General features: G+C 50.8%; 7 protein-coding genes. 1 reads left to right on the top strand and 6 read right to left on the bottom strand.

The window, feature by feature from the left end; genetic code table 11:
* Positions 1 to 645: 645 nt before the first annotated feature.
* From K2H17_RS05745 to K2H17_RS05730, 4 genes are read right to left on the bottom strand one after another with little or no spacing between them, the layout of a single operon-like run.
* The gene (locus tag K2H17_RS05745) at positions 646 to 1,197 is read right to left on the bottom strand and encodes a YhcH/YjgK/YiaL family protein (RefSeq protein ID WP_300132469.1); all 552 of its coding nucleotides are present in this window, start codon (positions 1,195 to 1,197) and stop codon (positions 646 to 648) included.
* 30 nt (positions 1,198 to 1,227) lie between these two features.
* Positions 1,228 to 1,797 (bottom strand): hypothetical protein, encoded by a 570-nt coding sequence (locus K2H17_RS05740; RefSeq protein WP_300132467.1) that lies wholly within the window; start codon positions 1,795 to 1,797, stop codon positions 1,228 to 1,230.
* 2 nt (positions 1,798 to 1,799) lie between these two features.
* Positions 1,800 to 3,005, bottom strand: a complete 1,206-nt coding sequence (locus tag K2H17_RS05735) for an AAA family ATPase (RefSeq protein ID WP_300132464.1) — start codon at positions 3,003 to 3,005, stop codon at positions 1,800 to 1,802.
* A gap of 35 nt (positions 3,006 to 3,040) precedes the next feature.
* Positions 3,041 to 3,292 (bottom strand): hypothetical protein, encoded by a 252-nt coding sequence (locus tag K2H17_RS05730; protein ID WP_300132461.1) that lies wholly within the window; start codon positions 3,290 to 3,292, stop codon positions 3,041 to 3,043.
* On the opposite strand from K2H17_RS05730, the gene K2H17_RS05725 reads away from it, so the two are divergent.
* Positions 3,291 to 4,862 (top strand): glycoside hydrolase family 28 protein, encoded by a 1,572-nt coding sequence (locus tag K2H17_RS05725; protein ID WP_300132459.1) that lies wholly within the window; start codon positions 3,291 to 3,293, stop codon positions 4,860 to 4,862. The two genes, K2H17_RS05730 and K2H17_RS05725, sit on opposite strands and share 2 nt — an antisense overlap.
* Positions 4,863 to 5,009: 147 nt before the next feature.
* Here the strand turns inward: K2H17_RS05725 and K2H17_RS05720 are convergent, their stop codons facing one another.
* Together K2H17_RS05720 and K2H17_RS05715 are read right to left on the bottom strand one after the other, a co-directional pair.
* Positions 5,010 to 7,058 (bottom strand): alpha amylase C-terminal domain-containing protein, encoded by a 2,049-nt coding sequence (locus K2H17_RS05720; RefSeq protein ID WP_300132456.1) that lies wholly within the window; start codon positions 7,056 to 7,058, stop codon positions 5,010 to 5,012.
* A 220-nt stretch (positions 7,059 to 7,278) separates the two neighbouring features.
* Positions 7,279 to 8,628: a sodium-dependent transporter gene (locus K2H17_RS05715; RefSeq protein WP_300132454.1), complete on the bottom strand. Its 1,350-nt coding sequence runs from the start codon at positions 8,626 to 8,628 to the stop codon at positions 7,279 to 7,281.
* Positions 8,629 to 8,764: the final 136 nt, after the last annotated feature.

The following is an 8,764-nucleotide window of genomic DNA, read 5'->3' as shown; positions in this document are numbered from 1 at the left end:
GACGGAAAGCCACGCGATGCCAAGCCGCAATCCGACGGAGCCCCTTCGCGCAAACGCCATCCGAAACGCCGGTCCTCATCCAAACGAAACCCCGGCCCCACCGAAAAATCCAGCCCCGCATCAGAATAAAATCAGGCAAACCACGGTAGCGGCAGGAAACAATCAACCCAAAATCAGAAAAACCGCGTTAGCAGTGGGAAGAATCCGACCAAAATCAGGAAAACCACGTTAGCGGTGGGGAGAATCCGACCAGAATCAGGCAAGCCGCGTTAGCGGTGGGGAGAATCCAGGCCACTGCAAGGGCTCCGTAGGAGTCCGCAGCTGTGGTAATACAATGTATCAAATGATAAAGAGCGCCGTAGGTGCGAAACTGTTTCGCACCTACGGCGCTCTATTTTGTGGCGGATTATCGTTTTACCACAGCTGCGAACCGCTAACGCGGCTCTTGCAGTGGCCTGGATTCTCCCCACCGCTAACGCGGCTTGACTGGAAAAATTTGCGCCCCGCAGCTGCGGATGGCCCTTGCTGTGGCTCGGATCTCCCCACCGCTAACGCGGCTTGACTGGAAAAATTTGCGCCCCGCAACTGCGGAGGGTGTTTGGCGACAACTACCCGCTGCTGCGAAGGACGCTTTGTAGCAACTGCTTATTTCGCGTATTCGATCTTGCCTACGAGCTTGCGCGAGATACCGGGATTCTCAACCGAGCGCACTGAAGGCTGGTGCATATCCTTCGGGAAATAGAGGAAGAAGCGGTCAGCAGGTGCCGGAGAGTATACAATCTCCTCATCGGTCGAATAGTTGGTACGGTCCTTTACAGGATCATATTCATTGGTCGGAGTGACATTTCCGGCCACACCCATCAGCTCATTACCCTCGTAGGTGTACTGAAGGTCAATGAAATTGCGGTGAGACTCGATTTTGGTCTCTTCGGCAGACTTGGGAGTGTATTCGAGCACATTGATCCACAGACGGCCCTCTTCAAGCACGATCTTTTTGCCGGCTTCAAGAGTCATCGGATCTGTCTCTGCAAGAAATTTGAAAAGTTTGTCCCACAAGGGCTTGTTGAGACGATATTGGTTGGCAAATTCAAGAGCGTCGATGCTCTTGTCGGCGTTGACGGACCATCCGTTGGCCCACTCACGGCTCTCGACCCACTGCTGAGCCTCAGCAGCAGTCATCTGATTTTCATTAGTCATGGTTTTCTATGATTTTGGATTGCTGTATAGTTAAAAACTTCTTTGATTATCAAAACTCAGTTCGACACCATTGCGCATTGCAAAAGCTAAACTGTAATTCATTTCCATCGCGCTTCTGCGAGGAAAAATAGGAGCTACAACCACATGACAGACAATTTCAGTAGCTCTCAAAAAGTCAATGCCGATCGCTGTCAGTTTGGCCCGGAATATATTTAAGGTATGCTCCAGTTGTGTAATTGCTTTTTCGTAAGTATAGACCACACTTTCAAGTGAATTTCCCTCTGCATTTGACTTAAACTCGATCAACGCAAAAAGATCGGCATGAAAAAGCGCACAGTCGGCAATTCCGCCTGCCGGACTTTTGACCAGTTTATTGTCAATCGACAGCAGATGCAGATCACGCTCTGCCGGATTGATACCGACGAAACACCCCGAAAGCAAAGCCTCTGCATCGGCAAAGCGTGAGACTTTCAGTTCGTCATCGTCAACCACATAGACCACCTCCTCTGATTTCGTCTCCACACAGTCCAGCACGTCCACGGCATGACCGCGAAAAGCCATGCGCAACCGCAAATTGGAAATTGCCTTAGGGACTTCCATAATCACTTCTGATTACGCATGAGAGACAGATAGAACCTGTAAAGACTGTTGAACTCTCCTGACAGTATATCCGACACCGAATCGAGATAGTTGGCCTGAATAAGCCCGGTTGATTTATCGATTATATCTTTGCAATCGGAAGCACCATCATCTGAACGGCTCAATGAATACACCGCTATCTCTTCCGGGCACACAACATAGTCAACCGGAAGTTTCTCAGCAAGATCCTCCGCATCTGCGGGATATTTGTCTAAAATAAGACCTCCAAGCAGAGAGATATTGAGAATCGACAATATATAAGGGCTATGGGTGGTCAATGTCCATGTTCCGACCTTACATTTCTCTGTATTTGTCTTGGCGAGAATCTGTCGCAGAAGTTCAAGCTGGTTTGAAGGGAAAAGATTCAATTCCGGCTCCTCGATCGTAAAACTCTGAAAGTAATTTTCTGAGACGCAATAGTCAATCACCATCAGCAATGGAATAATTGACTGCATGCCGGAAGAACTGTAACGCAATGGAACCGGCTTGTCACCGCAGACAACAGTATCAACGCCATCTTTCAGCATATATTTTGAGCGGAGAAACGGCAGATCGTAAGTCTTGAAATGATTCTTTGCCTTTTCAAAGAAACTCATATACTCCATCAGAGTGTCAGGCAACGGCACTTTGGCCATGAACAGACTTGCCATCGAGCCAGACAACGCTCCGACAATTCCTCTTTCGGCTGGACAATAAAACGAGAAACGCAGGTTTGACGCAAGCACCTGATGGTGTTTAACCATCAGATCCTCCAATTCATTTTTTTTCAGATTGGTTGTATCAACGCCAAGATTTTCCAATGTTTCTTTCAAGCAGTGGTTCATGACATTGCTTGTGAACCGTAGCAATGCCTGACGGTCTCTCTTTGAACTGGAAACGTCAAATTTATTGTCTCTATACTTTACAGTAATCTCGTCACCGTCAAAATATTCAATATAGGTATCCGGTTTAAAATAGTCCTGAATGCCGTAGATCGAAAAAATCCCTTCTACAACCTGATCACGTCCTTCCAATGCTGCATTATAGAGCGACACATCTCTCAGACATGACAGCAATTTGGCAATTGTGCTTTTGCCGACACCCTGTTCTCCGATGAAGACATTCAGCTTCTTGAGAACAATGTCAATGCTTGTTATAGGCCCGAAATTTCGGATTATGAGATGTTCCATTCTGTAATATGGCAGAGTATATGAATTTTATTGATTCAGGCGTGGTCTACTGACTTTCCTGATGCAAAAGTAGTTATTGATTGCGACAATTGCAAATCCTTGAACGGCCGTTTGCCAAACTCCGGAGGCTCCCGCAACACTCCTGCCGGACGTTTACGGTGCGCACAGGGGTGGCTCTGGTGATATGCTTTTGGTGAAGCGGTTATTTTTTCGTAATTTTGTGGAGTTTCCGGCCAAAAACCGTGAATATCATTTCTCTTACAATCATTACCTTCTCTGATTTCCATGAAACTATCTTCAGTTTTATTTGGCCTCTGCCTGGCGGTATCAGCCACGGTAAGCGCCTCTACTCCCTCAAGCTATGCCCACCTCTATGACGGCCTGCCGTTTGACATGCCTGTCATCGATAAACCCGTGTTCCCTGACAACATCGTAGACCTCACCGACTTCGGCGCGGTTGCCGACGGCAAGACTCTCAACACCGAGGCCTTTGCCAAAGCCATAGACGCTCTCGCAGCCAAAGGAGGCGGCACTCTCAACGTCCCGGCCGGAATCTGGATGACCGGACCGATCACCATGAAGTCAAACATCAATCTCCACCTCGACGGGGGCGCACTGATACTCTTCTCGCCTGATCCGGATCTCTATCCCGTAATCTACACCGTCTATGAGGGCTATGAAGCCTATCGCGCCATCTCGCCCATCTACGGCGAAGACCTTGAGAACGTAGCCATCACCGGCGACGGCGTGATTGACGGCAACGGCGCGGCCTGGCGTCAGGTGAAGCGCGACCAGATGACACCTCCGCAGTGGAGACGCAAGATCAAGTCCGGCGGCATCCTTGTCGGCGACAACGTCTGGTATCCCTCGCAGGACTACATCGACGGCGAAAAAATCCGCGAAAGCGAAGACGGCATCGCCAAACTGAAAGCCATGACCAAGGAAGAATCCGAAAAGATCAAACGCTTTATCCGCCCGGTGATGGTCAAGCTCGTGAACTGCAAGAACGTCTATCTCCAGGGAGTGCTGTTTCAGAATTCTCCCGCCTGGAATCTCCACCCGCTGCTGTGTGAGAACCTGATCATCGACGGTGTCTATGTCAAGAACCCGGAGTATGCACAGAACGGCGACGGTCTTGACGTTGAGTCATGCAAAAATGTGATCATCTACCGCTCTACCCTCGATGTCGGTGACGACGCGATCTGCATCAAGTCTGGCAAGGACGAGGATGGCCGCAAACGCGGAGTGCCCACCGAAAATGTGATCGTCAAAGACTGCCGAGTGTTCCAGGGCCACGGAGGTTTCGTGGTCGGCAGCGAGATGTCAGGCGGAGTCAACAATGTGGCTGTTTCGGACTGCCAGTTCATCGGCACTGACGTCGGACTGCGCTTCAAGAGCACCCGCGGACGTGGCGGAGTAGTCAAAAACATCTTCATCGACAACATCAACATGCTCGACATCGTCGGCGAAGCCCTGCTGTTTGACCTCTACTACTGGGTGAAAAACGCACCGAAAACCATCCCGCCGGTCGATGAGACAACCCCTCAGTTCCGCGACATCACCATCACGCGTGTCAGCTCGTTCAACTCCGGAATTCCTGTCAAGTTCAACGGTCTTCCGGAAATGCCGATCGAGAACATCAAGGTAAGCAACTCTATTTTCACTGCTAAAAAGAGCGGCCTGCTGTCAGAATCGACAGGCATCAGCTTCGACAACGTAGACATCACCTCCGATTCAGGCGCTGCCCTGACAATCAACAATTGCAGCAACGCCACTCTCACCGGCTGCAAGTTCACCGCCCCTGACAAAGAAAAGATCCTCTACACCGGCTCCAACAAGAACGTCAATGTGAAATAACGCCTCTCCTCCCCGCCTGAAATCCGGGCCGCCCACAGTAGGGCGTAATCAATAACAGATCCGGCGCTGATTCGCAGATTGAATCAGCGCCGGATCTGTACTGTATTTAATTACGATTGTATCAGGTAAGGACGGCCCCTCACAAACTTACTTCTTCGGAGTCTTTTTCGGCTTCTTGGGTTCGGGGCGGAGGATGCGGAGAACCTGAGCCGAGCGCGGGGGCAGATAGAGTCGAAGCCATTCGCGGCCTGAGGGCGCAAACAGCGGATCGGTCTGAGTCAGATGGTGGACGCTTTCGTCAATATTGCCGTAGCCGCCGAAATCAGCATTGTCCGTTGAGAGCACAACCTCATATTCTCCGGCAGGAGCAAGGACTCCATAGCCGGTGAAAGCCTTGACCGGGTTGAAGTTGAAGACAAAGACAAGATCACCGCGCATGTAGGCAAGAACCTGGTCATCATCCTTCTCCCACAGCTTGACAACAGGGAGCGACTGGAAATTGTAGACACCTGAAATCAGATGGATCATGGCGTTGTCGAAGTTGTTGAGCTGGTCATATTTCAGCTCCTTGCGGTCAACGAGATCCCACTGGCGGCGGGCATATTTGTAGCTCCAGCCGTTGCCTTCGCGCGGGAAGTCGATCCATTCCGGATGGCCGAACTCATTGCCCATGAAGTTGAGATAGCCGCCGTTGATGGTCGAGGCAGTCACGAGACGGATCATCTTGTGGAGAGCCATGCCGCGGGCCACTACCATATTATCGTCACCCTTCATCATGTGCCAGTACATTTCCTTGTCAATGAGACGGAAAATGACGGTCTTGTCGCCGACAAGTGCCTGATCGTGGCTCTCGACATAGGAGATTGTCTTTTCGTCGGCGCGACGGTTGGTCAGCTCCCAGAAAATCGAAGTCGGATGCCAGTCCTCGTCCTTTTTCTCCTTGAGAGTCTTGATCCAATAGTCAGGGATGCCCATTGCCATGCGGTAGTCAAAACCGATACCGCCGTCCTTTACAGGGACTGCCAGTCCAGGCATACCGCTCATTTCCTCTGCGATAGTGATTGCATGGGGATTGATTTCATGGATAAGCTTGTTGGCAAGGGTAAGATATGTGATGGCGTTGGTGTCCTCGGCCCCGTCATAGTAGTCGTCATAGCTTCCGAAAGCCTGACCGAGACCATGACTGTAATAAAGCATTGAGGTCACCCCGTCGAAACGGAAACCGTCGAAATGGAACTCCTGAAGCCAGTATTTGCAATTGGATAGCAGGAAGTTGATGACATCGTTCTTGCCGTAGTCGAAGCAAAGAGAGTCCCACGCCGGATGTTCGCGGCGGCCATCGCCATAAAAATACTGGTCATAGCTGCCGTCAAGGCGTCCGAGGCCCTCGACTTCATTCTTGACTGCATGGGAATGGACAATGTCCATTATCACTGCGATTCCCAGCTCATGTGCGCGGTCAATAAGGCTTTTGAGCTCTTCCGGGGTGCCGAAACGGCTCGAAGGCGCATAGAAACTTGAGACATGATAACCGAAGGAACCATAGTAGGGATGCTCCTGGATGGCCATTATCTGAATGGCATTGTAGCCGTCGGCGGCGATGCGGGGGAGTATCCGGTCACGGAACTCGACATAGCTGCCGATCCCTTCTTTCTCCTGGGCCATGCCGATGTGGCATTCATAGATGAGCAACGGACGCGTGTCGGGGCGGAATCTCTTGACTTTCCACTTGTAGGCTTCCGGCGCCCACACCTGAGCAGAGAAAAGATGGGTGTTCTCGTCCTGGACAACTCTTGTGGCATAAGCCGGAATACGTTCACCGCTTCCGCCTTCCCAGCTGACGATCATCTTATAGAAATCGCCGTGGCTGATCGCGTCGGGCTTAAGTTTTATCTCCCAGACACCATTGGCTTTTGGCTTCAGGGCATACTTTTTCATTTGCTTCCATTTGGAGAAGTCACCGACAAGAGTAATGCCTGTCGCATTCGGAGCCCATTCGCGGAAAATCCAGCTGCCGTCGGCCTGACGGTGAAGTCCGAAATAGTTATGGGCGTTGGCAAACGAATCAAGCGAGCCTTCAGTGCCACAAAGTTCCTGCTCCTTGCGCAGGGCATCCTCATGGCGACCGATGATGGCGGCGCTGTATGGTTCAAGCCAGGGATCGTTCTTAATGATGTTGAGAGTCTTTTTTTTCATTGGTAACTGATGATTAGAGGGGAGGCGGCGGTTGAAGTGCCGTAGGTTTTGAACTGGTCTTTGTTTTTCATGCTAACTTCGGACATTATCTAAAACCTTAATCCCTGAGAATTGTTTCTACAAACTTAAGAATAATTTTTCAATTCTTTGTCATAAGTGGCCCGAAAAGAGGTGTATCCGGCCAAATAAACAAAATAAACAGAGCTGTATGACCGGAGGACTACAAAATGCCGAGGCCGAAAATGAAAACGGTCGCTATGCACACCGGTGCTATGTAGCGCAGGCAGAAGACAACCACCCTGGCTCCCAGCAGTCCCCGCCGTGTCGAATCAGGGGTAAGCTCCCGTCTGATCACCGACCGGTCGAGCACCCATCCGACAAAGAGTGAGATCAGCAGACCGCCGAGCGGAAGCAGCACATTGGAAGAGGCATAGTCAAAGAGATTGAACAGTGTCATCCCGAAAATCTTCCAGTCGGAAAGCGATCCGAACGACAACGCGCAGAGCGATCCGAGCACCATCGCCACGGCTATATTAATAAAGGTGGCTTTGCGGCGCGACATGCCCAGTTCGTCTGTAAAATAAGCTATGCAGATCTCGCTCATCGAGATTGTAGACGAAAGCGAGGCCACAAACAGCAGCACGAAAAACAGCGTGGACCAGATCACTGTTCCGGGCATCCGGCAGAAAACCGACGGCAGGATCTCGAACACCAGCCTCGGTCCGGCTTCAGGCTGAAGCCCGAATGTAAACACCGCAGGAAAGATGATGACTCCAGCAAGGATGGCGACCAAAGTGTCAAGCGCGGCCATTGTCCCTGCCGTGCGAAGCAGCGGAGTGTCCTTTCTGAAATAGCTCGAATATGTGATCAGGCAACCCAAGCCGAGACTCAGCGAAAAGAAAGCCTGCCCCATAGCGCCGATCATCACCGATGGTGTCACCTGCGAGAAGTCCGGTTTGAACAGAAATCTGAGACCGTCAGCGGCCCCCGGCATCAGCAGGGAGTTGACGCAAAAGATCAGAAGGATCACAAACAGCAGGGGCATCATGATGTTGGACATCCGTTCGATACCTTTCTGCACTCCCCGCGCCAGGATCATATAGTTGACCGTCAGAAAAAGCAGCGTACAGACCAGCGGACTCCAGTCGGAGGATGCAAAGCTGTCAAACTGGTCGTGAAGGCCGCCGACCGAAGAGACTCCGTTGAACGCCGTGAGTGACAGAAGGATATACTTCATCGTCCAGCCTGCCACCACCGAATAAAAACTCAGAATCAGTATTGAGGAGAGCAGCCCCATATAGCCGACTATTCCCCAAGCCTTTTTCGGGGCAATGGCTTTGAAGGCACCGCGAACATTCAGACCGGTGTGGCGTCCGATTATGAACTCGGCGCACACAACGGGAATTCCGACCACAAACACGAAAAAAAGATCGATCAGGAGAAAGGCACCGCCGCCGTGGACTCCTGCCTCATAAGGAAAACGCCATATATTGCCCAGACCGACAGCCGAACCGACGGTTGTGGCGATCACACCGAGACGCGTAGTAAATTGTGCTCTTTTTTCAGTCATAAATAAAGGCTATTGAGAATTTGCATTATCAGATCATGCAAAGATACTGAAAAAAGCTTAGAGGGTGTTTCATAACAATAGTTAAAATCTGAGCGAAAGTTTTGAGGTGGATATGACTCTGAATCGAAGGAGCATA

It is taken from the genome of Duncaniella sp., assembly GCF_029054785.1.
Taxonomy (GTDB): domain Bacteria; phylum Bacteroidota; class Bacteroidia; order Bacteroidales; family Muribaculaceae; genus Duncaniella.
This window is presented reverse-complemented; position numbering and strand designations above follow the sequence as displayed.

What these genes read in the sequence shown, in the direction of transcription:
- K2H17_RS05745 (WP_300132469.1), bottom strand. Translation starts at nt 1,197, where the DNA reads ATGACTAATGAAAATCAGATGACTGCTGCTGAGGCTCAGCAGTGGGTC.
- K2H17_RS05740 (WP_300132467.1), bottom strand. Translation starts at nt 1,797, where the DNA reads ATGGAAGTCCCTAAGGCAATTTCCAATTTGCGGTTGCGCATGGCTTTT.
- K2H17_RS05735 (WP_300132464.1), bottom strand. Translation starts at nt 3,005, where the DNA reads ATGGAACATCTCATAATCCGAAATTTCGGGCCTATAACAAGCATTGAC.
- K2H17_RS05725 (WP_300132459.1), top strand. Translation starts at nt 3,291, where the DNA reads ATGAAACTATCTTCAGTTTTATTTGGCCTCTGCCTGGCGGTATCAGCC.
- K2H17_RS05730 (WP_300132461.1), bottom strand. Translation starts at nt 3,292, where the DNA reads ATGGAAATCAGAGAAGGTAATGATTGTAAGAGAAATGATATTCACGGT.
- K2H17_RS05720 (WP_300132456.1), bottom strand. Translation starts at nt 7,058, where the DNA reads ATGAAAAAAAAGACTCTCAACATCATTAAGAACGATCCCTGGCTTGAA.
- K2H17_RS05715 (WP_300132454.1), bottom strand. Translation starts at nt 8,628, where the DNA reads ATGACTGAAAAAAGAGCACAATTTACTACGCGTCTCGGTGTGATCGCC.